The organism is Bacillus infantis (genome assembly GCF_020171945.1).
Lineage (GTDB): Bacteria > Bacillota > Bacilli > Bacillales > Cytobacillaceae > Bacillus_AB > Bacillus_AB infantis_A.
In genome coordinates, this window is sequence record NZ_JAIVAP010000009.1 from 97,240 (window position 1) to 121,239 (window position 24,000).

Below are 24,000 nucleotides of genomic sequence, written 5' to 3' on the forward strand. Positions count from 1 at the left end.
AGGGGAGGCGGTCCTCCCCTATTTTATTTTTCCTTCCTTCAGCCAGGCTGCACATTTTTCAATATCCTTGGAGAAAATCCTGTCTTCCGTAATAGAAGGCACAATCTCCCTTGCTTTTTCATAAATTTTTCTCGTTTTCGGAGCCATTTTTTCAACGCCCCTGAACTCGGCTGCCTGCAGGGCGCAGATCAGCTCAATTGCCAGCACCCGGGTCGCATTCTGGATGATCTGCCACGCATGCCGGGATCCGATCGTCCCCATGCTCACATGGTCCTCCTGGTTGGCGGAGGACGGAATGGAATCAACACTCGCCGGATGGGCCAGCGTCTTATTTTCCGAAACAAGCGATGCCGCGCTGTATTGCATGATCATGGCTCCAGACTGGAGGCCAGGCTCCGGGCTTAAGAACGCAGGCAGGTCGCTCAGCTGCGGATTGACGAGCCGCTCGATTCTTCTTTCCGAAATATTGGCCAGCTCTGCCACAGCAATCTTCATAAAATCCATTGCAAAAGCGATCGGCTGCCCATGAAAGTTTCCGCCCGAAATGACCCGGTCCCCCTCATCAAAAATCAGCGGATTATCGGTCGCTGCATTCATTTCAATCTCCAATTTTTCTTTTACATAATCAAGCGCCTGCCAGCTGGCGCCATGAACCTGGGGGATGCAACGGAGGGAATAGGCATCCTGGACGCGGAGCTGCCCCTGAACGGTCGTCAGCCGGCTTCCGGCAAGATAATCCCTCATCCTTGCTGCAGTATCAATCTGCTGCTGATAGCCGCGCGCCAGATGGATCCCTTCATCGAAGGCATCCGTAATGCCGTTCAGGCCTTCCATCGTTATAGCCGCAATCATCTCGCTTTGAAAAGCCAGCTGCTCTGCTTCGAGATAAGCGACCGCACCCATGCTGGTCATAGCCTGGGTGCCGTTGATGAGGGCAAGCCCCTCCTTCGCCTCCAGATGGAAAGGCGCAAGTCCGGCAGACTCGATGGCCTCTGATGAAGGCACCCTCTTCCCTTTATAAAAAACCTCCCCCTCACCAATCAGGGCAAGAGCAAGATGGGACAATGGAGCAAGATCCCCGCTCGCGCCAAGCGAGCCCTGCTGCGGGATGACAGGGTGAATTTCTTCATTCAGGAACACAAGCAGCCTTTCAACCAGCTCCGGCCTCACACCTGAATATCCTTTTAACAGCGCATTTGCCCTCAGCAGCAGCATCGCCCTTGAAACAGATTCAGGAAAAGGCTCCCCCACCCCGCATGCATGGGAACGAATGAGATTCAGCTGAAGCGCCTTAACATCCTTCTGATTGATCAGCACATCGCTGAACTTGCCAAAACCTGTATTGATCCCATAGATGACCCTTTCTTCTTCAACAATCCTGCGCACCGCCTCATGGCTTTGCTTCACCAGCTCCATACTCCCGGCAGATGCAGCCGCCTGTTCTTTTTCAAAAACAATCTCCCTAACCTGTTCCAATGTTAATGTGCCGCCTGTCAATTCAATCATTGTTATTCCCCCTCAGCATATTAGCGAAATAAAGAAGAGGCTGCATTCAAACCAGGGTTTGAAATACAGCCTCTTTCGAAAATGTTATAAGTTGATGTGTTTTCCTCTTCATTGCGCATCATCCATTATGATTTATTTATTCTATTCTTCATTGTATGAATAGACTTTTTATGATGTCAACAGAATTTTACCAAATTTTAACATATTAGATTGTTAGATGATTAGCATGGTAGCGGGGTGAAGTTTTTTGGCAGCGGGCTGTTTTGTGGCTTTTCGGGTGGATGAATGATGGAGTTGGTAGATTATCCGCTCAATTGATTAAATTAATCGCTAAATCGGTAGATTAATGCTCTCAATCGGCAGATTAATTCGCTAGTTCGGTAGATTCCGCTCTCATACCATTAAAATAGCCGCAATGGAGGCACTCCACTCACAAAAATACCGCAAACCCTGGCAGCTCCCGCTCTCAAACTGGTTAAAAACCACGAATTTGCAGCCGATTTCGCGGAGGTGGTAGATTATCCGCTCAATTGGTTAAATTAATCGCTAATTCGGTAGATTAATGCTCTCAATCGGCAGATTAATTCGCTAGTTCGGTAGATTCCCCGCCTCCCAGAGCTCTCTCCCTTCATCCGCCCACCTCATTAACGACATTACCGGATCATCCTCCGCCTCGAAAGCTCCGCCCAATCAAAAAAAACCGCTTCTCAGCGGTTTTTTCAGTCGATATCCTTCTTATTTTTCCCTTTTACAAAGATATAGGCCAGATAGGCGATATACATGGGTGCCGCAATATAGATCAGGTAGGGAAACTGCTCGTATGTTCCTTTGTAGATCAGATACAGAAGGCAGCCGAGAAAGATGGTGACAATCGTTCCGTATTTCGGAAGCGGGACTTCCTTCAGGCTTGGGATCCTGATTTTTGAGACCATTAGAAAGCATAATGCTGTAAAAATAACGGTCGTGACGATATTCGGGATTTTGTCCCCGAACAGCGTGAGGAGCGCCATGATGCCCCCTGCAGCCGTGATTGGGACGCCGACGAAATAATTCATAGACGATTTTGGGGAACTGATATTGAACCTGGCCAGCCTGAATGCTCCGAACAGCGGGAAAAGGCCGGCGACTGCAAGGCCAAGAATATCGAATTGATAAAAATATGTATAATACACTAAAAAGGACGGCGCCACCCCGAAAGTGACGATGTCTGCGAGCGAGTCGAGCTCTTTTCCGAGCGCGCTGTCAGCCTTCAGCATCCGGGCAAGCCTGCCGTCCATGCTGTCAAGCATCATGCCGATCAGAATGAGGATCGCCGCATTCTTGAATTGGCCGTTCGCTGCAAACCCTATAGATAGGAAACCGCAGTACAGGTTTCCCTGAGTGACAAGATTGGGGATAGATTTCGTAAATCGTAATCGCACAGGCTTCCATCACACTCCAGCAACATAATATGTACGCCGGGTGCCAGGCACATTTACCCCGTGCCTGGCACCCGCAGCCGTTACAGCCATTATACCACTTCAATGCGGCAGGGAAGAAAAAAACTGGGGCAAAAGTTTGTCTTTCCCTTTACCCGCAGTCCTGAAGTGCTAATCACAAGGCCACCCGCAACTGGTCTATAACTGGTATAGGTGCCTGTCACCTTCACTCCCCCCTCTCCATCATCTCGAAAAAGCCGGGAACTTCCTCCAGTTTGTTGTCGCGGAGCTTGCGGAGGACAGCTTCGCGCAGTTCCTGCTCGAGGTCTTCCCGGTTTTCCTTGCCTGTCTGGTATAGGGATTTTTTGATTTTAGGCTCGATGGCCTTCATGATTTCCTCTATTTCCTGCTGTGACAAATTCATGATTTCACCCTTTGTCTTTTTCAATCTGTGCGATGCTTCGGGAAATGTCCTCCATTTTTGTTTTCAGCTGTTCAAACCGGTTTTCATAGCGGTGCAGCAAATACATGGTAATGGCAATGGGGAATCCGAAATTGCCGATGATCTGCAAAAGATTCAGCTGTTCAAGCATTGTATTTCCTCCTTATGGTTTCAATCGCCTTATTTTTAGTCTTTGATACTGCCTGCGGGCTGATGCCGAGCAATCTGGCTGTTTCGGCATCAGGGAGGCTGCGGACAAATGCATAAAAGAGAATTTCCTGCTGCCTTGGTGTCAGCGCTTTGATGATTCTGGCTAGCCGGGGATCGGCTGTGTAATCTTCCAGCCTGCCGGAGGGGATTTCCATGAAAGGCCGGAGCGCTGACTCGTCTTCGAGGAGCTGTATCATGGGTTCTGCCCCGCTCTCTGCTTCTGAAGCAGGCACATCCAGTGTGAGCTGATATCTGGCGCGCAATTCCCTCGTCTTCATGTCGAACTTCCTTGACTCATAATAAATGGTCTTACTTAGATAAGAAACGAAGCGGACATGCCTGAAATACCTTTTAAAGGCTGCTTCAAGCCGGGCTTTATTTTTCTCATGGGGATCATCCAGATAATCCTCATACAGCTTTTGATGCGCTTCCTGCCTCAAAAATTCACGAACCACCATATTCGGCTCCCTGCCTTCCATTTTGACACCTCCTCATTTAGAACGTATGTTCTGTTTTTGAGTTAAAAAAATGAGAACAAGCTTGCCTGTTCTACTTTATAAAGTATAAAAATTATGAAAAAAAACAACCTGTCCTGCATTATTTTAACATTGCCCTCCCTTTTTTATAAGGGCCTTTGGTGCCAGCTGCTGTTATTTCCTTTATATCCTTTTTACCGGCTTCCCATTCTGTTTGTCCATTACAATTTTTCCTGCGTTTCCGTTATACTTATAGAGGAAGCACAGATTTGAAAGGAGCTTTACATGAAATCACTCGTACTTGCGGAAAAACCGAGTGTGGCCCGGGAGATTGCCCGTGTGCTCGGCTGTACGCAGACTCATAAATCTTATATAGAAGGAAATAAATACATTGTCACTTGGGCGCTCGGCCATCTGGTTGAACTGAAAATGCCTGAGAATTATGATACGAAATTCAAGCATTGGAACCTGGAGGACCTGCCGATCATCCCTGACCGGATGGGACTGAAGGTCATGAAGCAGACAAGCCACCAGTTCCGTGCCATTGACACGCTTTCCAAACGGAAAGATATCAGCGAAATCATCATCGCGACCGATGCCGGACGTGAAGGTGAGCTGGTAGCCCGCTGGATTCTCGAAAAAATTTATTGGAAAAAGCCGGTCAAGCGCCTGTGGATCTCCTCTGTCACAGACCGTGCGATTAAAGAAGGCTTCCAGAGCCTGAAGCCCGGGGACCAGTTCCTTGCCCTGTACGATTCAGCGGTATGCCGCGCTGAAGCTGACTGGCTGATCGGATTGAATGTGACAAGGGCTTTGACTACAAAATACAATGACCCGCTCTCTGCCGGGCGTGTACAGACACCAACGCTTGCCCTGATCATGGAAAGGGAGAAAATGATCCAATCCTTCACTCCGAAGGAATACTGGACGATTTCAGCCCAGGTTGGGCCGTTTAAAGCAGACTGGGAAAAGAATGGCGAGAAGAGGACTTTTTCTAAAGATGCTGCAGAAGCCATCGTTGCGAAAACCAATTCAGCCAAAGCTTTGATCCAGTCCATCAGCCGCAAGGAAAAAAGCGAGCAGCAGCCGCTTCCTTATGATCTGACCGAGCTGCAGCGGGATGCCAATAAGCGCTTCGGCTTTTCGGCGAAAAAGACATCCAATGTCCTGCAGCGATTGTATGAGCAATACAAGCTTGTCACCTACCCGAGGACCGATTCCCGCTACCTGACAAAGGATATGGAAGCAACGATGCTGGACCGCCTGCATGGAATCGCCTCCGGCTACAGGGACGAGGTGAAGCCGCTTCTGGCCAAAAAAGGGAAGGTCCTTGCCAAGCGCGTGTTCAACAATGAAAAGGTAACCGACCACCATGCCATCATCCCAACCGAGGAGCGCCTCATCCTGAGCGACCTGGATAATGATGAGAAAAAGCTGTACGACATCATTGTCCGCCGCTTCCTGGCTCTTTTCCATGAGCCGTACAAATATGAAACGATCCAGGCTTCCTTTGACCTGAACGGCGAATCATTCTCAACAAGAGAAACCGCCGTTATCGAAGAAGGCTTCCGGCAGGTGACAGGAAAAGGTGAAGAAAAGGAAGTTAAGCTGAATCTTGCTTCACTGGCTAAAGGACAGTCTCTGACAGTAAAATCAGTCTCTTCCGAGCAAAAGCTGACTGAGCCGCCTGCACGCTATACCGAGGCCGACATTTTATCACAAATGGAAAAATACAGCCTTGGCACACCTGCGACAAGGGCAGAAATCATCGAACGCCTCATTACGACCGAAGCCGTTGAACGCCAGGCCGGCGGACGCCTCCACCCAACAGGCAAAGGCAAGCAGCTGATGGACCTTGTGAACGAGGACCTTAAATCACCTGAGCTCACAGCCAAATGGGAGCAGGAGCTTGAAGCGATTGCCCGCGGCAAGGCAAGCCCGAAGGAATTTTTGAAAAAGATCCGCCAGCAGACCCAGCAGCTGGTATCTGAAATCAAGACAAGCGACAAATCGTACAGAGCCCATAATCTGACCGGCAGCAAATGCCCGGAATGCGGCTCCTTCCTGAAAGAGCGCAACACCAAGGACGGCAAAGTGCTCGTCTGCTCTGACATGGAATGCAGCTACCGGAAGCGCAAAGATCCAAAGCTCTCCAACCGCCGCTGCCCGCAATGCCATAAAAAGATGGAAATCCATAATGGCAAGGCCGGCACCTACTTCCAGTGCCGCCCGTGCAATGTTGTGGAAAAAGCGCAGAATAAAAAGAAAGCAGTCAACAAGCGCGAAGAACGCAAGCTTGTGCAGAAATACAGCAAAAACGAAGAATCCTTCGGAACCAGCCTCGGCGATCTGCTGAAAGCGGCCATGAAGGACGACGATTGATAGCAGGACCCCGGCCGGCAGCGGCCGGGGTCTTTTTTATTGGCTGAACACTTCCGGCAGGTTCCGATTCCCCTCGCCCCCCGTGACGGCAGTATTAGCGCGGCCCAAGGGACATTTATGATGCGCCTCCGAAGCTTTCGGAGGGAGGTTCCGAGGGTTTTCAGATAAGCTGACAAGTTCCGAAAAGGGTTCCGAATGCCTCGGAGGGCTTTTGCGCGAAAGGCCATTCTGTTCGGAGGGGGGCTGCGAAGCTTTCGGAAGGCACCTTCGAACCCGAGAGTGCCTGGCACCTTCAAAAGACACTTTTACCCTATTTGTCCTTTTGCGGTGCCTGACATTCTCCTTCATTCTCCTTGGCATCCCCATCTGCATATCTCCCCTGCCAGTCTTCCTCCCCCATTTCTCCACTTTTAACGGAATATTTCCACCTCTCAGTCCATAGTCATCTACTAATTATGGAAGGAGTGATAAGATGCTGACAAAACTGGCAGACCGATTTTCGAGACTGGTAGAAAGGTATTTGCCGGATGCTTTTGTCATTGCTGTGCTGATGACTTTAGCTGTTTTTGCTGCAGGTTTCCTGATGAAGCCGCAGGAGCCGATGGAGCTTGTTAAGTCTTTCGGAGATGGGTTCTGGGTGTATCTGGCATTCACGATGCAGATGGTATTGCTGCTCATGACAGGGATGGCGCTTGCTTCGGTGCCTTTTGTGCAGAGACTGCTTGCTGTAATTTCATCAAAAGCGCAAACAGCCGGCCAGGCTTATATTCTGACTTTTCTTGTGTCTGCGGCTGCTTATTATGTGAACTGGGGATTGGCTGTTGTCGTCGGCGCCATTATGGCGCGGGAGGTCGGCAGAAGAAACCAGAATGCCCATTTTCCTTTGCTCGTCGCGGCTGCCTATGCGCCGACCGTCCTGTATACAGCCGGCCTGTCCAGTTCCATCGGCCTGACTGTAGCGACGAAGGGCCACTTTCTTGAAGAATTGACCGGTGTAATACCGACTTCAGAAACTATTTTCCATCCTGGAACCATAGCGATTTTTCTCGTGCTGCTGGCAACGATTCCGCTCTTCATTTATTTCATGGCCCCTAAGGAAGGGATTCTTCCTTATAAGCCGGCAGACGAGGCAAAGACAGAAAAAAGTGCGATAGCTCCTGTAGAAAGCACCCCTGCTTCCTCTCTTGAAAAAACAAGAATATTAGGAAGTCTGATTGGAATCATCGGGCTCGGATATTTGGTTTATGAATTTTGGAATGGCCGGGACATTGACTTGAATCTGATCAATATTGCTTTTCTATCGCTCGGGCTCCTTTTCCACGGTTCCCTTGCCAGTTATGCAGCAGCCTTCAAGGATGCTGCGGGGGCGATATCGCCCATCATCCTGCAGTTCCCTTTTTATGCAGGCATCATTGCCATGCTCGGCAGTTCCGGAATTGCCGAGTCGATGATTAACGGGATGGCTTCCATTGCAGGCAAGGATACCTTTGATATTTTCACCTACTGGTCAGCCGGCCTTGTGAATATTCTTGCTCCTTCAGGCGGAGGCCAATGGGCGCTTCAGGGTCCCCTGCAGGTTCCGGCAGGCCTCCAGCTTGGGGTTGATCCCGCTGTCACTGCAATGGCTGTCGGCTGGGGGGATGCCTGGACTAATTTGATCCAGCCTTTCTGGGCACTTCCGATCTTGAGCGTGGTCGGCCTGCATATCCGCCATATTATGGGATATTGCATCCTCCTGGCCATCTGGGTTGGAGCCGTTACTACCGTTATGATGTTCTTTGTCTATTAATAGCATCATCCTCTCTTCAAAAACCAATTCCGTACTCATGCACCTGTCATTTTTTTCAAAAAGGTAGTATGATAGCGATATTGACCAGAGAAGTGAGGATTTCAGCATGAGAATCAGAGATTGGGATTTTAACCTGAAGGTGCGCCTGTTTGGCGAATCTTTGATGAATATTACATTTTGGATGTTTTTTCCGTTTTTGACGATTTATTTTGCGGAGGCGTTCGGCAAGGATAAGGCCGGCCTTCTGCTTATCTTATCGCAGGTGTTTTCAGTATTGGCGAACCTGATGGGCGGCTATTGCGCCGACCGTTTCGGCAGGAAGATGATGATGGTGCTGTCGGCCTTCGGGCAGGGGATCTGCTTTATCCTGTTTGCCATCGCCAGCTCCCCTGCCATCGAATCCTATTGGCTCGGCTTTGTCTGCTTCACCTTTGTAGGAGTGTTCGGCGCCTTCTACTGGCCGGCGAGCCAGGCGATGGTGGCTGATGTTGTGGAGGAAAAGCACCGCAGCGATGTGTTTGCAATCTTTTATACCTCCATCAATATAGCGGTGGTTGTAGGGCCGATCCTTGGGGCCCTCTTTTACGTGCAGTACCGTTCACAGCTCCTTTTGATCGCCGGCATCGTCTGTATCCTGCTCGCCCTGGTTCTTGCGAAGTGGACCCGCGAAACGGTACCGGAGAATACAGCTGTAGCAGGGGAAAATGATAAATGGTACAGCTTCCTTGGTGCACAGGTGAAGGATTACGGCATCATTTTCAGGGACAGGACCTTCCTGCTTTTCATCATCGCAGGCGTCCTTGCTGCCCAGACATTCATGCAGCTGGACCTGCTGATCCCTGTTTATACGAAAGAGGCCGTCGAGAACCAGTCCCTCTTCAGCATCGGCAGCTGGTCGTTCACTGTCCACGGCGAGCAGGCCTTTGGCGTGCTGCTTTCGGAAAATGGCTTTCTTGTGGCTTTATTCACAGTAGCCGTCACTAGATATGTAGCCAGATTTAAAGAGCGGAATGTGTTTGTCACCTCGTCCCTTTTCTACGCTGCCAGCATCATTATGTTCGGGCAGACGCAGTGGATTTGGGGCCTGATCATTGCCATGGCGGTCTTTACTTTAGGAGAGCTGATGGCGGTCGGGCTTCAGCAGAGCTTTGTGTCGCGCATCGCCCCGGAGAATATGAGGGGCCAATATTTCGCAGCGGCCAGCCTTCGTTTTACCGTCGGAAAGACGATCGCTCCCATTTCCATCCCGCTGACCGTCTGGATCGGCTATGACTGGACCTTTGCCATTCTCGCTGTGCTCGCAGTTATAAGCGCATTTCTTTATTGGCTCATGTTTGCATTATATGAAAAGCAGTCAAAGACACCTGCCAAGCAAAACTCGATTTAAAGCCGGCCATGAGCCGGCTTTTTCATTTGTAAAGTGCCTTGCCCCATTTCCAGGGGAGGGATCCTGGTGCTCTTAATGCAGATCCTTTCAGGGGCCTTGCGTATCTCCCGTAAAAAAAGGAATCAGGCCAAACTGTTTCTTTTTCCCGCAGAAACCGATAAAATGAGGAGGAAGATTCTGAAAAAGGAGATACATACTATGAGCCAATTCCAGCAAAATCTAGAAAAATATGCCGAGCTGGCAGTCAAGGTCGGCGTCAATGTCCAGGAGGGCCAGACGCTTGTAATCAATGCAGCACTTGATGCAGCAGAGTTTGTCCGCCTGGCCGTGAAAAAAGCCTATGAAACAGGCGCAGCCAATGTGGTTGTCAACTGGTCTGATGATACAGTGACACGCCTGAAGTATGATCTGGCTCCTGAGGAGTCTTTTACAGAGTATCCTGAGTTCCGCGCCAAGGAAATGGAAGACCTCGCAGAAAAGGGCGCTGCGTTCATGTCGATCGTATCAGCAAGCCCTGACCTGTTAAAAGGGGTCAAATCTGAAAGAATCGCCAATTTCCAGAAGGCAGCCGGAAAGGCACTGAGCAAATACCGCCGCTACGCACAGTCTGATAAGGTGAGCTGGACAGTCATCGCTGTCCCATCTGAAGGCTGGGCAGACAAAGTATTCGCAGACGAGCCTAAGGAAAGCCGTGTGGAAAAGCTTTGGGATGCCATCTTCAAAGCAACACGTGCAGATCTTGAAGATCCTGTGCAGGCATGGAAGGATCATGACGCTTCCCTGCATGAAAAAGTCGATTATCTGAACAGCAAAGGCTATAAAAAACTGCATTATACAGCGCCAGGCACCGATTTGACCATCGAGCTTCCTGAGAAGCATCTATGGGTCGGGGCAGGCAGCGTCAATGAAAAAGGCCACGAATTCATGGCTAATATGCCGACAGAGGAAGTCTTCACCGTTCCGCTTAAAACCGGTGTCAACGGGCATGTTTCCAGCACAAAGCCACTCAGCTATGGCGGCAATATCATTGATAATTTCACCATCACTTTTGAGAACGGCCGCATTGTGGACGTGAAGGCTGAAGAAGGCGAAGAGATCCTGAAGCAGCTTGTTGAGACAGATGAAGGCTCCCATTATCTTGGAGAAGTGGCCCTTGTACCGTTCAACTCGCCAATCTCACAATCCAATCTGCTTTTCTACAATACATTATTTGATGAAAATGCCTCTAATCACCTGGCAATCGGAAGCGCTTATGCATTCTGCATCGAGGGCGGCAAGAAAATGTCCTCTGAAGAGCTTGCTGAAAATGGCCTGAACGAAAGCCTTACACATGTCGATTTCATGATCGGCTCAGCCGAGATGGATATTGACGGCATTAAGGAAGACGGCCAGTCAGAACCAGTTTTCCGTAAAGGCGACTGGGCGTTTTAATTGATATAACAAAAGGAAGCTGCGGGCCATTTAGGCCTGCAGCTTTTTATGTTAGCTTTATTCGCATATATCGTTGCTATCTTGCCATCCGTATAAGACGTGAGAAAAAGTATTCTTCTGGAGAGGTATTTCCTCCGCCCAGCCATAAAAGAGCGCACCTTTCCGGACCCGAATGAGTTGAAAAATAAGCGGAGAAATTCCCCCTATTTTTAAAAAAATTCTAAAAATAGCTCAAATAGACGGAGAAATTCCACCTATCGATTTAAAAAACAGGAAAACGGGCTGCTTCGCTCCGTTTAACCGGAATTTCTCCGCTTATTTACACCCACTTTTGCCATATTCAGCAGCGTAACCGGAAATTCTCCGCTTATTTTAAGACTCAAATTAAAATACCTTACTAAAAAATAACCTTTATGCTTAAATGATCCGTTCTCGAACTATGGCCAACAGTGGCCAGTTCAACTGTTCCATTCAATAGGCCATGCACCCGCGGGATTTTTTCTGCATCCTTTAAAGCTTCCTCAGCTGAACAGACTTTATTTTTCCTGACCGGTCTGCATACACATCAATATTGTATTTTCCGGCAGCATAGATTGCCAGCACCTCTGTTCCTCTCCTGCTCTCCCTGAACGGCTCGCCGAACATTTTCTTGATATCTGCAAGCGTTGACTGCAGGCGGATTCCCGGAATTGAAACAACTGCTACTTCCTGTGTCGCTTCATCATAAAAATACGTCACTTCCGGATATTTCAGATACGCATATTTGCCTTTTTTCCCTGCTTCAATAGAAGGGGGGCTTGCCTTTTTAACATCATTGATATTTGTGCCGATCGGATATTGGCTCCCGGCCAGTATGCCTTGGGAGGCTTTATCGATAATGCCCTTTTCAAGCTGGATGTTGTAGAAAGGATGATAGTTCTCTTCGGCTGCACTCCAGATTTTAAACCATTTCTCCCCTTCGCTCAGGCCGTCCTTCATTGCAGAATCATCGTAAACCGTCTCGCTGACCTGATTGATCTCAAGCTTTTGCTTGTCAAATGCCCATGTTGAAAAAACAAATCCCCCATTGCCATCAATGGACTGGACTGTCTGGATGTATTCCTGTTTGATTGCTTTGATTTGAGGTCCGAGTATGGATCGGATTCCTTCACCGGACTGGACCATTTTCAGCTCTCCATGCTGGATGCTGTACAGCTCTGCCGAGAACCGGCTGTCCCCCTCAGGCTGGACGATGGCAAGCAGGGTCTTATCACCAAGCTTAAGCGGATACGCCCCTTTCACCTCTTCATTGAAAACAAGCGGCAGGGTAGAAAGAATATCCTGCTTAAAGGCAGCCTTCGCCCCTTTTTTGGCCATATAGACTGAGTAGTTCCCTTCATGCACGGTGTCCTGTTTATCTCCCAGGACGCCTGCCTGTTCAAGCTTGACGCTTGTTTCATTTTCCGCATAAATATAGATTTCATAAGCCAGGCCTTCATCGGCCGCTTCAAAGCTGTAAAGGGACTTTTCCTTGAGCCATGAAGTATCCTTTTTATCCTTGCCTTCTGTCTGGATTGTCAGGACAGCAGAGTCGTCTTCCTGCTTCTCGGCTTTATTCGAAATTTCTTCTGCCAGTGATGTGTGGATCTGATTGCTGCACGCGGCGGTTAACATTGACAGCAGCATAAGCATTGCATATATAAGTTTATTCATTTTATCTCCCACTCATTTAAGCTTGATTTATTATGCCGGCTGACGCATTTTCCTTGTCATGGCCGGTCACATTTCTAAAGTTTAACAAAAGCGTTTATATTCTACAAATCTGTTTTAATTGCTTTTTAAACAGTTTGTAATCTAATTGTAACATAAAACCGGAAACTTTTTTAACCCCTTCTCTTACAGGCAGACATTTCCAGCGTCTTGCTTTTTAAAGACTATCTACATTTTTCGTTATCCCGAAAAATTTTATGGGGGCCGTCCTCTATTTTTTCCGTTCTCTTGAATATTGCATTAGCCTGTCTTTTGTGGGACGATGTAGGTAATTATGATGCCGGAGGAGAAGAAGATGATCCATTTGAACATTATAGTTTCCGGAAAGGTGCAGGGAGTGGGATTCCGCTTTTTTACGCAAAGAAAAGCTGTTCAATACGGCATCAATGGCTGGGTGCGCAACCTGGATGACGGTTCTGTGGAAATCCGGGCAATGGGTGACAAAAAGCAGATGGATTCCTTTATGAGGGATTTGAAGAGAGGGAACCCTTTCTCGGCGATCGATCATATGCAAGTGGATGAACTGGATGGACAGGACGGATTATCTTCTTCCTTTAAGATAAAATATTAGTTTATAAACAAAAAGACGGGACCAGCAAAAGCTGTCCCGTCTTTTTTCAGGCTGGCTGCCCCATATCCTTCTGTGCTGTCCCGGCCGTCAGCATGCTGATGAGCATGTAGGCGGCAAAAGACAGGATGATCGGCATGATGACTGTGTTCATGCCAAAGGCGTTCGGATAGTACGTATAAAAAAGGATATACGAGACCACACCTGTGATCATGGAAGCAATGGCCCCATGCTTATTTCCCCTGCTCCAGTAGAGGCCGAGAACGACCGGCCAAATGAAGGCGGCCTCAAGCCCGCCAAAGGAAAACAGATTGAGCCAGATGATCAGATCAGGCGGACTGAGCGCCATCAGGCAGACCAGAATCCCAAGGACCGCTGTAACGCCCAGGCTAAGCTTCTTAACAGTTCCTTCACTTGCATCAGGCTTAATATAATTTAAATACACATCCTTCACGACAGCCGAGCTGACCAGGAGGAGCAGGGAATCGACAGTCGACATGATCGCTGCCATCGGGGCGGCCAATACTACCCCTGCCAGCCACGGAGGCAGAACTTCCATTGCAATGAGCGGCATCACCTTGTCCCCGACCTCAATCCCCGGCAGGATCGGACGGGCGAATACACCGATCAGATGCATGCCAAGCATGATGAAGCCGACCACAAACGTTCCGATGATGATCGCTCTGTGCATGGCCCTGGAGTTTTTGTAGCTCATCGCCCTGACAGTCACCTGCGGCAGGCCGACCACCCCGACGCCGACAAGAATCCAAAAGGAAGACACATAGAGCGGGGACAGTCCGCCGTCAAAGCCATACGGCGAAACAAGCCCCGGATTTTCCGTCCTTAGGTCTGTGATGATATTTCCAATTCCTCCGCCCGCAATAATGACAGCGATCAGAAGGATCAGGGTCCCCGCAAACATGATGACCCCCTGGACCGCATCTGTCACAGCCACGGCCCTAAAGCCGCCGATGATGACATACACAAGGACCGATGCCGCGAAAATAAACAGGGCAGTCCCATAGGAAAGGCCTGTCAGCGATTCGATCAGGCGGGCGCCGCCTACCCACTGGGCCGCCATGGAGGCGAACAGGAAAATGATGATGCTGAGCGCTGACAGCAGCACCACCCATTTGCTCTGATACCTTTCTTTCAAAAAGTCGATCAGTGTGACAGCCTTATACTGCCTGGCGACAATCGCAAATTTTTTCCCGAGCACCATCAGCACAAAATAGCCTGTCACAAGCTGTGACATCGCAAGCAGCACCCAGCCGAGACCCTGGGTATAAGCGACACCGGGTCCGCCGATGAAGCTTGAGGCGCTGCCGTAGGTCGCAATCATCGTCATCGCCAGGATGAATCCGCCCAGCTCCCTTCCGCCAAGGAAATATTCCTGCAGGAAGGAATCTGTCGAGCGGACATGCCTGCTCGCCCAGAAGCCTACCAGAAAAATCGCCACCAGGAACACAAGAAGCGGGATAATGACACCTATATTCATTCCGCCTTCCCCCCTTCTTCACTGTCATCGAAAGGAACTTCTTTAAACAGAAACTTCACGGCTGCCCAAACAAGGACAAACACAACTGCAAATCCTGCCACACAGCTATAGAAAAACCACGCAGGCAGCCCCATGATATATGTATACTCTTCAACAGGCCCTGATCCCATCCCGTAGGCAAAGCCAAACCACCATAGAAAATTAAAAAGGACAAGACCGATACCGATCCAGGCTTCCCTCTTCGCCACCTTAAAACGGGGATCCCTTCCCCCGGCTTTATTATCCAAGTCCTTTCCCCCCTCATTCCATTTATCCTTCACTGAAAAATTAAGAATTATTTCCACCTTGATTGTAAACCAAAAACACCCAGCCAGAAACAAAAAATTGGTTTCGGTGCCCGTTTCAGTGCCAGGTACCATTGGTGGACACTTTTGACCAATTTGTCTTTTGGCGGTGCCAGGCACCATCCGTGGACACTTCGGCCATTTGTCTTTTCGCGGTGCCTGGCACCATCCGCGGACACTTCGGCCATTTTTGTCTTTTCGCGGTGCCAGGCACCATCCGTGGACACTTTGGCCATTTTTGTCTTTTCACTGTACCTGACACCATCCGTGGACACTTCGGCCATGTTTGTCCTTTTATGGTACCTGGCACCATCAGACGGCAGCATCAAAAAACAGCCCCCTTCAAGAGGCTGTTTTCATAGGGCAGATTCTGCTGTCAGCCTGCCAGCTCGGCAGGCTGCTTCTTCTCTTTCCTGGCCATGCCGACCAGCAGGTAAACCAGTGGTGTGTCAATCAGCGCGACAAGGAACTTAAAGACATATTGTGTTCCAATCATCGCCAGGAGCGCTCCTGCCGGCATTGTGCCGTAAAAAGCGATCAGAATGAAAACAGAAGTATCGATCAGCTGGCTTGAGACTGTAGACAGATTGTTGCGGATCCACAGTTTCTTACTGCCATGCTTTTCCTTCAGCTTATGGAAGACGTACACATCGAGGTTTTGGCTGACCAAGTAAGAAATAAGGCTTGCAATGGTGATGCGGAAGCTTCCGCTCAGGATCGTCTCGAATTCTGCCTGCGCCCCGAAGAACGGTGCAGATGGCAGATGGATCGCTGCAAAAATGAAAACGGCTGACAGCAGCTGCGTGACGAACCCGGCCAGCACGGTCTTCCTGGCAGCTTCTTTTCCATAAACTTCACCGATGATATCAGTGATCGGATACGTGAAAACATAGACAATGACAGCCGCCGGCAGAACAGCCCAGGATCCCAGGCTGAACAGCTTGACGGCGAGAATATTGGATAAGATAAGCAGGCCGGCAAATGCGGCATTTAAATATAATAGCAAAACGTCTATCTCCTTTTAGCGGTTGTCGATGGTTTCAGGGTACAGATCGTGGTTCATCATCCTGTATTCTGCCATCTTTTCATATTTTGTGCCCGGCTTTCCGTAATTTGTATACGGATCGATGGAAATGCCGCCGCGCGGAGTGAATTTGCCCCAAACCTCGATATAGCGAGGGTCCATCAGCTCAATCAGATCATTCATAATGATGTTCATGCAGTCTTCATGGAAGTCGCCGTGATTGCGGAAGCTGAACAGATACAGCTTCAGTGACTTGCTTTCTACCATTCGCTGATCAGGGATATAGCTGATATAAATCGTAGCAAAATCAGGCTGTCCCGTTTTCGGGCACAGGCTTGTAAATTCAGGGCAGTTGAATTTTACAAAATAGTCGCGGTTCGGGTGCTTATTATCAAAAGCCTCCAGGATGGACGGCGAGTATTCAAACAAATATTGTGTCCCCTGATTGCCGAGCAAAGTAACATCCTTCAATTCTTCATCTTTTCTTCCAGACATAGAAAAAGCCTCCTCATATGGTACTGCGCATACAAGAGAGGCTCCTCGATATATAAAAATCAGCCCGAAAAAAATAAAAACCATATCCCCGCGGATATGGCTGATCAATTTTATCAGAACCATAGTTTTTTATAGAGGGTTTGTTGCTATGAACCTCTCCTGCATGATGCAGGAATGTCGTATATTTTTTTGTCCTCTGTAACTATAGTGAAAAAGCCGGATTCTGTCAATACTATGCGCCGAAGCTTCTCTCTCCTTAACAACCGGCCCTTTTGGAAGTATAATAACTTTTATCGCTATACAACTTGGATAATAAAGAAAGGAATGACCTGTATGCTGAAGGAATTCAAGAAATTTGCCATCAAAGGCAATGTGGTCGATCTGGCAGTCGGTGTCATCATCGGCGGAGCCTTTGGAAAAATCGTCACCTCGCTCGTCAATGATATTGTCATGCCATTTCTCGGACTGCTGACCGGAGGAGTTGATTTTTCCGAGCGTTCTGTAAAAATCGAGGACGCTACTATCAAATATGGTGCATTCATCCAATCTATCATTGATTTTGTTATCATCGCCTTTTCCATCTTTCTCTTTGTCAGGTTCATCAACAGGCTGAAGAGCAGGCACGAACAGGAAAAACATGTAGAGGAAGCACCGACCGTCGATGCGAAGGAAGAACTGCTGAAAGAAATCCGCGATCTATTAAAAGAAGAAAAAATGAATTGAAACCTTATCCAATCTTCTTCGTATAAAAGGTAATCAATTCACATGAGGTGAAACATATGTATGCACAAACTGCCAACACCGGCTATCTTCCATCTGTTTTAAGAGCCTTTGCCCTTTCACTGGCGTTTGCCTTTCTCGGGACGATGGCTGGCGTCTATGTCCCGCCGGCGCTGTTTCTGCCGCTCGTCATCCTTGAAGCGGCCATGCTGATCGGAGCGTTTTTTTTAAGGCGAAAAAAATCAATATCTTACACTTTTCTGTACAGCTTCACCTTTGTTTCTGGAATTACAACCTACCCGATCATTGCGCATTATATTGCGGCAACAGGTGCCAATACTGTCCTGATGGCGGTTGGAACGACAGCTGTTGTATTTGGCGGACTTGCTTTTTATGCAACAAGGACCAAGCGCGACCTGTCATTTCTTGGCGGCATGCTGATGGCAGCCCTGCTGGCACTGATCTGCATTTCAATCTTCAATATTATCTGGCCGTTAAGCTCCACTGCCATGCTCGCCTTTTCTTTCATCGGCGTGCTTGTTTTCAGCGGATACGTCCTGTTTGACTTCAACCGTATGAAGCAGTTCGGAGTAAGCGCTGAGGAAGTGCCGCTCATGGCGCTGAATCTGTATCTCGATTTTATCAATCTGTTTATCAATATTCTTAGGATCTTCGGCATTCTGGCCAGCGATGACTAAGAGAAGAACGCGCCCCGGCTCTGTAAAAGAGCCGGGCGCATTTTTTTGTTAATTATTCAGGGCCAGCAGATACGCAGACTTCAAGAGTTCCTTACCTGCCCGCTCTTTCATACGCAGCACATCTCCCGAGCCCTCTTTTTTGCCCATTCCACCCTGTTCCGTTATGATAGAGCTAATTCTATAAAATTTGTTCTGAAAGAGGGATCGGTATGGATTACCAATTGGAAATCCCAGGCTCGCAGGATACGGTCACTTTAAGTGATGCGATCAGCGGGCAGGATACGATGCTTGTTTTTGTCCGCCACCTTGGCTGACCAGTCTGCAGGGAATATCTCGCGCAGTTGCGTGAGCGCATAGCAGAAATTGAAGATAAAAAGTTTCACGTGAAAATCGTGGCGCCTTCAAAAGGGGCATTCATTGAGCAATTCCTGGAGCATTTCGGACCTTTTCCGTTTCCGATTTACGGTGATCCGTCCCGGGCAGCGTATAAAGGAATGGGCCATCAGACCATGCCGAAATGGAAGCTCCTCGCAAAGGCCGGGTTCGGGTTTGTCACTGGCCAGGTGAAAGGCTTTATCCCGGATGAAGAGAAACAGAAGCAATTTGTGATGAAATCGATGAAGACGCAGGATGTTTATATCCAGGGCGGAACATGGCTGTATTCATCACAGGGTGAATTGCTCTGGAAGCATATTGATTCTTCACCGGAAAACCATGCCAGCATTGATGAGGTTTTAGCGGTTATTGATAGCCGGGGCTGAGAGCCGTAAAATAACGCACCTCAACAGGTTCAATTTTGAAGTACAAATTCGTATTTGCAATGCTTTTTGCAGTAATCCGCAGAACACTTCAGCAATAAAATTAGCACGTAAAAAGCTCGGAGCCATTATGCTCTGAGCTTTCTTTATACAGTACATTATTGAAGATAAGCCTCGGTTAGTTATACATATAGACTTCACAATAAGTCATTATTTCTTACGTTTTCGTTCTAAAAATACAGGTGCTATATTCAGTAAGATAGAAACAATTGTCAAAAACCAAAATGTCCTTGCCATACCAGGTATTACATCCGATATAGCCGCCCAATCTTCCGCTTTTACCCACCGGGTTAGATAACTGTAATCTGCACAAATTGTTAGTGCTGTAAATGATAATGCCATCGCCATAGCGAGTTTATAATCCTTACCTGCTTTATACATATAAAGATTTATAAAAGTTGTTATTATGGCAATAACCCCAAATATTACCCACATGACTATACCTCCATACTAATTTATATGTCGTGTAATGCTCTCCGTTGAATAAGCCTCTACATCATTTTAACATTAATATCCAAAAACCCGCTTACTGTTTTCAGCATACCATTCCGCACGCTGACAATAACTTCTGTCACTCTGCTAAAAGGGATGCGGATTCGAGTGCTAAAACACCATAAAACGTACATAATTTCCCTCTTTGTCAACAAAAAGAGGCAGTCCAATTCAGTTGCGAATTGGACTGCTAGTTAGTGCAAAACTGAACCCGTTACCACATTTGGAGGGCGTTATTTTTTTTGCCCAAAAGCAAATTTTGTGCATGCCCGAACAAAACACTTTATTTGCCTCATAGTTGGCTGTATACTTAACACAAATTATCTGTGTTAATAGTCTGCATATTTTCAGTCTGGCAAAAATCAGGGGGCTTATCATGCAAGAGGCAATTATCGGCAGCATTCTTTCTGCCATGGCAACAGGGGCCGGAGCGATTCCGATCCTTTTTTTCAAAAGCGTGACACACAAGTGGCGGGATGTCCTATTGGCGTATACGGCAGGCATTATGATGGCGGCATCCACCTTCAGTTTGATACCGCAGGCGCTTGAATCCTCCAATATGATTGTTCTGACCATCGGCCTCCTGCTGGGGACGTTTGTGCTGAACTTTCTGGAAAAGCATACTCCGCATATCGATCTGGAGCATACTAAGCTGAATATGAAACTGGAGCAAAAGGCTGTTCTGATTGTCGCTGCCATCACGCTCCACAATCTGCCCGAGGGCCTTTCGGTCGGTGTCAGCTATGCGTCTGACGGCGGGGAGCTTGGTCCGCTGATCGCATTTGCAATCGGACTGCAGAATGCGCCGGAGGGATTTCTTGTCGCTCTTTTCCTCGTCAATCAGAATATTTCCAGATGGAAGGCTTTGGGCGTGGCCACACTGACCGGGATGGTAGAGATCGTGACAGCCATTATCGGCTACTTCCTCTCCCGCAATATTGAGGGCCTTGTCCCTTATGGGCTGAGCTTTGCAGCTGGCGCGATGCTGTTCATCATCTACAAGGAATTAATACCGGAAAGCCATGGGGATGGAAACGAACGGTTCTCGACCTATTCCTTCATCCTTGGCCTTGTGACCATGCTCGTTATGATCAACAGCTTCGGCGGCTAGAATTTTTTCACCTATTTCCGGAGTTCAAATGTTTTAACCTTGTACATCCGGGTATATGTATAATGCAAAGCCAATAACAAACAGAAGGGACTGGTAAACGATGAAAAAGTTAACAGCGACTTCACCGTTAGACATTGGCGATGCAAAAGGCACGGATTTTGCAAGGAGGACAAAAGGCACTACAGTATATAACCGATATACTTAGAACCGATTTTCCCCATGTAAGTTGAAGTGCTGAAAAAAGGCAGGCTGAATGGCCTGCCTTTTTTATTTTGTAAATAAACCACCATAAAAGCTGGCCTCCCTCCCGGAACGCCAGCTTTTTTTCAGGATATTATATTATTTTTTCTCTGCCAGCCAAGCTGCAACATTGTCAGCCTTCTCGCCTTCAATCAGGTTAGCCGGCATTCCGCCGCCGCCTTCTTCAATCTTGGTGCGGATCTCTTCTTCACTTAAATCACTTCCGACATTCTCCAGGGCAGGACCGGCTCCGCCGCTGAGATCACCGCCATGGCAGGATGCGCAGCTCTGCTGGAAGGTTTCCTCTGCAGCTGCCGTATCTACCTCACCGCCGCCTCCATTGCTTTCGCCGCCGCTGCCTTCTTCCCCGCCGCCGCAGGCTGCCAGGCTGAGTACAAGTCCGGAAACAACCATCGCTCTTTTTAACATTCTATCTCCCTCTTTCTTTCTGCTGATTACATATAACAGTTCCACTTTGACTTTTAAACTAAACCTGATTTTTCAAGGTGAGATTCCCTTGCTTAAGCACTGCGGAACTTCTTTTCCCAAAAATGTAATTACTATTCCAATTACTTAGGACTAAAGTTTCAATTCAGAAAAGAATTCTGCAATCTATGTTTAGTCCAAAAACAAGAGTGGAAGCTTGATAGAGTATTTTCTTTCCTATTTAATATATTTTTTTCAAGAAGGAGGCACCATTATGGCTGACCAATCGACTGGTTCAAAAATGTCGAGACGCAAATTTATACGCAATTCCAGCTATGTTGCAGGTGGATTGGTTGGTGGCGGGCTGCTCGGCGGACTGATAGGATCCAGGATGAACGGTTCTGAACAGGCGTCCAGCTCCAACACTGAAGGACACAGCTCGTCCAATTCACATCAGCAGGCACCCCTTTATTTTACGAACCCACAGAAATTCGAGGTGCTGCAGCAGGCAGTCGAGCGCATTTATCCACAGGACGAAACCGGTCCTGGCGCAATCGAACTAGGGGTTCCTTTTTTTATCGACCATCAGCTGGCTGGTGCGTGGGGCAATAATGCCCGCGAGTATATGCAAGGCCCATTTTTCCCAGGCTCCAACTTCCAGGGCTATCAATCGCCTCTTAAGAGGAATGAAATGTTTGATACCGGGATTGACCGGATTGAATCCTACAGCCAGGAGAAGTTCACTAAGGGCTTCGCCGATCTGGAAGGAGATCAGCAGGATGAGATTTTGAAAGATTTTGAGGCTGATAAAGTTAAAATCCGCGGAGTGTCTTCCAAGACCTTTTTCAATCAGCTAAGGGCCGCAACGATAGAAGGAGTCTATGCGGATCCTGCTTACAGCGGAAACATCGGCATGGAAGGCTGGAAGATGAAGGACTTCCCAGGGCATCAGATGAGCTACATAGACAAAATCGAATCAGATGAATTTATGGAAATCGATCCAAAAGCACTTCACTCTTATACAAACTAGATAGAAATCGGGGGATATCATGGCAAAAACTTTACCAAAAACAGATGTAGTGGTAGTCGGAGTCGGATGGGCAGGCGGCATCATTTCCGCCGAGCTCGCCAAGCAGGGCATGAAGGTTGTCGGGCTTGAACGCGGCAAGGAAAGGGGCGTCAAGGACTATTATGTGGTCCATGATGAGCTGCGCTACGCGATCCGCTACGAATTAATGCAGGATTTATCCAAGGAAACGCTGACGTTCCGCAACAATGCCAAGGAAAGGGCATTGCCGATGCGCCAGCTCGGGTCATTCCTGCTTGGGGAAGGGCTTGGCGGTTCCGGTGTACACTGGAACGGGCATACCTACCGGTTCCTGCCTTATGATTTCGAAATTAAATCCCAAACGGTAGCAAAATACGGCGAGAGCAAAATCAAAGGCCTCCAGGTGCAGGATTGGGGCATCACCTATGATGAACTTGAACCGTATTACGATACTTTTGAAAAAACTGCCGGCATCGGCGGCGAGGAAAATCCGTTCGGCGGCAAGAGGTCCAATCCTTATCCAAACCCGCCAATGAAGGAGACGCCTCTCACAAAGCGCTTCAAGGATGCGGCTAAAAGTCTGGGAATGAAGCCTTACCACATGCCGTCTGCCAATATGAGCCAGGCTTATGAGAACCAATATGGAGCCAAAATGGCAGCCTGCCAGTACTGCGCTTTCTGTGAGCGGTTCGGCTGCGAGTATGGCGCAAAGGCGGATCCGACGGTTTCAGTCATCCCTTATGCAAAGGATACAGGAAACTTCGAGCTCCGCACCTACTCCAATGTAACCGAGGTCCTTCATGATGGAACGAAGGCAACAGGTGTCAAATATGTGGATGTGCTGACAAAGGAAGAGTTCATCCAGCCTGCTGAAATTGTTGTCCTGACAAGCTATGTGATGAATAACTCACGCCTGCTGCTGTCATCTAAACTCGGAAGGCCATACAACCCGGAAACAGGACAGGGCGTTATCGGGAAAAACTATTGCTATCAGATCCTGCCAGGCTCAACTGGATTCTTTGATGAAGAGCAGTTTAATACATTCATGGGCGCAGGTGCACTAGGTGCCTCTGTCGATGACTATAACGGAGATAATTTCGACCATTCTGAAGTCGACTTTATCCATGGCGGCTCCATTTCCCTGAATCAATCAGGTAAGCGCCCGATCCAGACAAACCCGGTGCCGCAGGATACGCCAAGATGGGGTAAAGAATTCAAGCAGCAGTCTGTTAAATATTATACACGCCACCTGAGTATCGGGACTCAGGGTGCATCCATGCCGACTCAGTACAATTATCTTGATCTTGATCCATCCTACAAAGATGCATTCGGCCTGCCGCTTTTGAGGCTGACGTATGACTTTACACAGCAGGATAAGAATTTATATAACTATATCGGCAAGATCACCGACAATATCATGAAGGAAATGGGCGCAAACCTGGTTAATGACCGCAGCCCGCTTGAGCATTATGATATCGTCCCTTATCAGACCACACATAACACTGGCGGTGTGATCATGGGGGCTGAACCGGAAACTTCAGCAGTGAATAATTATCTGCAGATGTGGGATGCAGAGAACGTCTTTGTAGTCGGCGCATCTGCCTTTGCCCATAATGGCGGCTACAACCCTACCGGCACTGTCGGCGCTTTTGCCTACCGTGCAGCAGAAGGCATCATCAAATACAGCAAACAAGGCGGCGCCCTTGTATAAATGAAAAGGAGTGAAAA

At 48.3% G+C, this 24,000-nt stretch carries 24 protein-coding genes; 11 read left to right on the top strand and 13 right to left on the bottom strand.

The annotated features are described in order from the left end of the window. Positions 1–18 precede the first annotated feature (18 nt). The 5 genes from hutH to LCM00_RS13970 form a co-directional block, all read right to left on the bottom strand. Positions 19–1,506: a histidine ammonia-lyase gene (gene hutH / locus LCM00_RS13950; protein WP_224903046.1), complete on the bottom strand. Its 1,488-nt coding sequence runs from the start codon at positions 1,504–1,506 to the stop codon at positions 19–21. Positions 1,507–2,225: 719 nt separating this feature from the next. Beyond that, positions 2,226–2,927, bottom strand: a complete 702-nt coding sequence (gene pssA, locus LCM00_RS13955; RefSeq protein ID WP_224903048.1) for a CDP-diacylglycerol--serine O-phosphatidyltransferase — start codon at positions 2,925–2,927, stop codon at positions 2,226–2,228. A gap of 223 nt (positions 2,928–3,150) precedes the next feature. Beyond that, positions 3,151–3,372: a hypothetical protein gene (locus LCM00_RS13960; RefSeq protein ID WP_224903050.1), complete on the bottom strand. Its 222-nt coding sequence runs from the start codon at positions 3,370–3,372 to the stop codon at positions 3,151–3,153. After that, positions 3,353–3,517 (bottom strand): YvrJ family protein, encoded by a 165-nt coding sequence (locus LCM00_RS13965; protein WP_094769799.1) that lies wholly within the window; start codon positions 3,515–3,517, stop codon positions 3,353–3,355. Before LCM00_RS13965 ends, LCM00_RS13960 begins: the two co-directional genes overlap by 20 nt. Further along, on the bottom strand, positions 3,510–4,055 hold the full coding sequence (locus LCM00_RS13970) for a sigma factor-like helix-turn-helix DNA-binding protein (RefSeq protein ID WP_224903052.1): 546 nt from the start codon (positions 4,053–4,055) through the stop codon (positions 3,510–3,512). Before LCM00_RS13970 ends, LCM00_RS13965 begins: the two co-directional genes overlap by 8 nt. 282 nt (positions 4,056–4,337) lie before the next feature. Here LCM00_RS13970 and LCM00_RS13975 point away from each other — a divergent pair, with 282 nt between their 5' ends. The 4 genes from LCM00_RS13975 to LCM00_RS13990 all read left to right on the top strand — a co-directional run bounded on the left by LCM00_RS13975 (position 4,338) and on the right by LCM00_RS13990 (position 11,041). Then, positions 4,338–6,434, top strand: coding sequence for a DNA topoisomerase III (locus tag LCM00_RS13975; protein ID WP_224903054.1), 2,097 nt, complete (start codon positions 4,338–4,340; stop codon positions 6,432–6,434). 472 nt (positions 6,435–6,906) lie between these two features. Then, positions 6,907–8,223 (top strand): short-chain fatty acid transporter, encoded by a 1,317-nt coding sequence (locus LCM00_RS13980; protein WP_224903056.1) that lies wholly within the window; start codon positions 6,907–6,909, stop codon positions 8,221–8,223. A gap of 106 nt (positions 8,224–8,329) precedes the next feature. Further along, positions 8,330–9,610: an MDR family MFS transporter gene (locus tag LCM00_RS13985; RefSeq protein ID WP_224903059.1), complete on the top strand. Its 1,281-nt coding sequence runs from the start codon at positions 8,330–8,332 to the stop codon at positions 9,608–9,610. A 198-nt stretch (positions 9,611–9,808) separates the two neighbouring features. After that, the gene (locus LCM00_RS13990; RefSeq protein WP_224903062.1) at positions 9,809–11,041 is read left to right on the top strand and encodes an aminopeptidase; all 1,233 of its coding nucleotides are present in this window, start codon (positions 9,809–9,811) and stop codon (positions 11,039–11,041) included. Positions 11,042–11,551: 510 nt separating this feature from the next. On the opposite strand, the gene LCM00_RS13995 is transcribed toward LCM00_RS13990, so the two are convergent. Next, the gene (locus tag LCM00_RS13995) at positions 11,552–12,733 is read right to left on the bottom strand and encodes a DUF4309 domain-containing protein (protein ID WP_224903066.1); all 1,182 of its coding nucleotides are present in this window, start codon (positions 12,731–12,733) and stop codon (positions 11,552–11,554) included. A 352-nt stretch (positions 12,734–13,085) separates the two neighbouring features. On the opposite strand from LCM00_RS13995, the gene LCM00_RS14000 reads away from it, so the two are divergent. Next, positions 13,086–13,361, top strand: coding sequence for an acylphosphatase (locus tag LCM00_RS14000; RefSeq protein WP_224903069.1), 276 nt, complete (start codon positions 13,086–13,088; stop codon positions 13,359–13,361). Between the two features lie 46 nt (positions 13,362–13,407). On the opposite strand, the gene panF is transcribed toward LCM00_RS14000, so the two are convergent. The 5 genes from panF to queF are packed head-to-tail and all read right to left on the bottom strand — an operon-like array spanning position 13,408 to position 16,719. Next, entirely contained in the window at positions 13,408–14,856 is a 1,449-nt protein-coding gene (gene panF, locus LCM00_RS14005) for a sodium/pantothenate symporter (RefSeq protein WP_224903073.1), read from the bottom strand. Continuing rightward, positions 14,853–15,143: a YhdT family protein gene (locus tag LCM00_RS14010; protein WP_224903076.1), complete on the bottom strand. Its 291-nt coding sequence runs from the start codon at positions 15,141–15,143 to the stop codon at positions 14,853–14,855. Before LCM00_RS14010 ends, panF begins: the two co-directional genes overlap by 4 nt. Before the next feature lie 47 nt (positions 15,144–15,190). Beyond that, on the bottom strand, positions 15,191–15,529 hold the full coding sequence (locus LCM00_RS14015; protein WP_224903079.1) for a hypothetical protein: 339 nt from the start codon (positions 15,527–15,529) through the stop codon (positions 15,191–15,193). A gap of 47 nt (positions 15,530–15,576) precedes the next feature. Then, the gene (locus LCM00_RS14020) at positions 15,577–16,206 is read right to left on the bottom strand and encodes a queuosine precursor transporter (protein WP_224903083.1); all 630 of its coding nucleotides are present in this window, start codon (positions 16,204–16,206) and stop codon (positions 15,577–15,579) included. Positions 16,207–16,221: 15 nt separating this feature from the next. Continuing rightward, positions 16,222–16,719: a preQ(1) synthase gene (gene queF, locus LCM00_RS14025; RefSeq protein ID WP_009792185.1), complete on the bottom strand. Its 498-nt coding sequence runs from the start codon at positions 16,717–16,719 to the stop codon at positions 16,222–16,224. 333 nt (positions 16,720–17,052) lie between these two features. Here queF and mscL point away from each other — a divergent pair, with 333 nt between their 5' ends. The 3 genes from mscL to LCM00_RS14040 all read left to right on the top strand — a co-directional run bounded on the left by mscL (position 17,053) and on the right by LCM00_RS14040 (position 18,898). Further along, on the top strand, positions 17,053–17,442 hold the full coding sequence (mscL, locus tag LCM00_RS14030; RefSeq protein ID WP_224903086.1) for a large conductance mechanosensitive channel protein MscL: 390 nt from the start codon (positions 17,053–17,055) through the stop codon (positions 17,440–17,442). Between the two features lie 56 nt (positions 17,443–17,498). Beyond that, positions 17,499–18,137, top strand: coding sequence for a Bax inhibitor-1/YccA family protein (locus tag LCM00_RS14035; RefSeq protein WP_224903089.1), 639 nt, complete (start codon positions 17,499–17,501; stop codon positions 18,135–18,137). Positions 18,138–18,478: 341 nt separating this feature from the next. Further along, positions 18,479–18,898 (top strand): AhpC/TSA family protein, encoded by a 420-nt coding sequence (locus tag LCM00_RS14040; RefSeq protein ID WP_224903092.1) that lies wholly within the window; start codon positions 18,479–18,481, stop codon positions 18,896–18,898. A gap of 207 nt (positions 18,899–19,105) precedes the next feature. Here LCM00_RS14040 and LCM00_RS14045 read toward each other — a convergent pair whose 3' ends face one another. Then, positions 19,106–19,390, bottom strand: coding sequence for a hypothetical protein (locus LCM00_RS14045; protein ID WP_224903095.1), 285 nt, complete (start codon positions 19,388–19,390; stop codon positions 19,106–19,108). Positions 19,391–19,823: 433 nt separating this feature from the next. Between LCM00_RS14045 and LCM00_RS14050 the strand changes: the two genes are divergently transcribed. Continuing rightward, complete coding sequence (locus LCM00_RS14050) at positions 19,824–20,558, top strand: ZIP family metal transporter (protein WP_148973429.1); 735 nt, start codon at positions 19,824–19,826, stop codon at positions 20,556–20,558. A 339-nt stretch (positions 20,559–20,897) separates the two neighbouring features. Here the strand turns inward: LCM00_RS14050 and cccB are convergent, their stop codons facing one another. Continuing rightward, the gene (gene cccB / locus LCM00_RS14055) at positions 20,898–21,227 is read right to left on the bottom strand and encodes a cytochrome c551 (protein WP_224903099.1); all 330 of its coding nucleotides are present in this window, start codon (positions 21,225–21,227) and stop codon (positions 20,898–20,900) included. Positions 21,228–21,498: 271 nt separating this feature from the next. Here cccB and LCM00_RS14060 point away from each other — a divergent pair, with 271 nt between their 5' ends. Together LCM00_RS14060 and LCM00_RS14065 are read left to right on the top strand one after the other, a co-directional pair. Beyond that, on the top strand, positions 21,499–22,254 hold the full coding sequence (locus tag LCM00_RS14060) for a gluconate 2-dehydrogenase subunit 3 family protein (RefSeq protein ID WP_224903102.1): 756 nt from the start codon (positions 21,499–21,501) through the stop codon (positions 22,252–22,254). 19 nt (positions 22,255–22,273) lie between these two features. Next, positions 22,274–23,983: a GMC family oxidoreductase gene (locus LCM00_RS14065; protein ID WP_224903105.1), complete on the top strand. Its 1,710-nt coding sequence runs from the start codon at positions 22,274–22,276 to the stop codon at positions 23,981–23,983. The last annotated feature ends 17 nt before the right edge of the window (positions 23,984–24,000 follow it).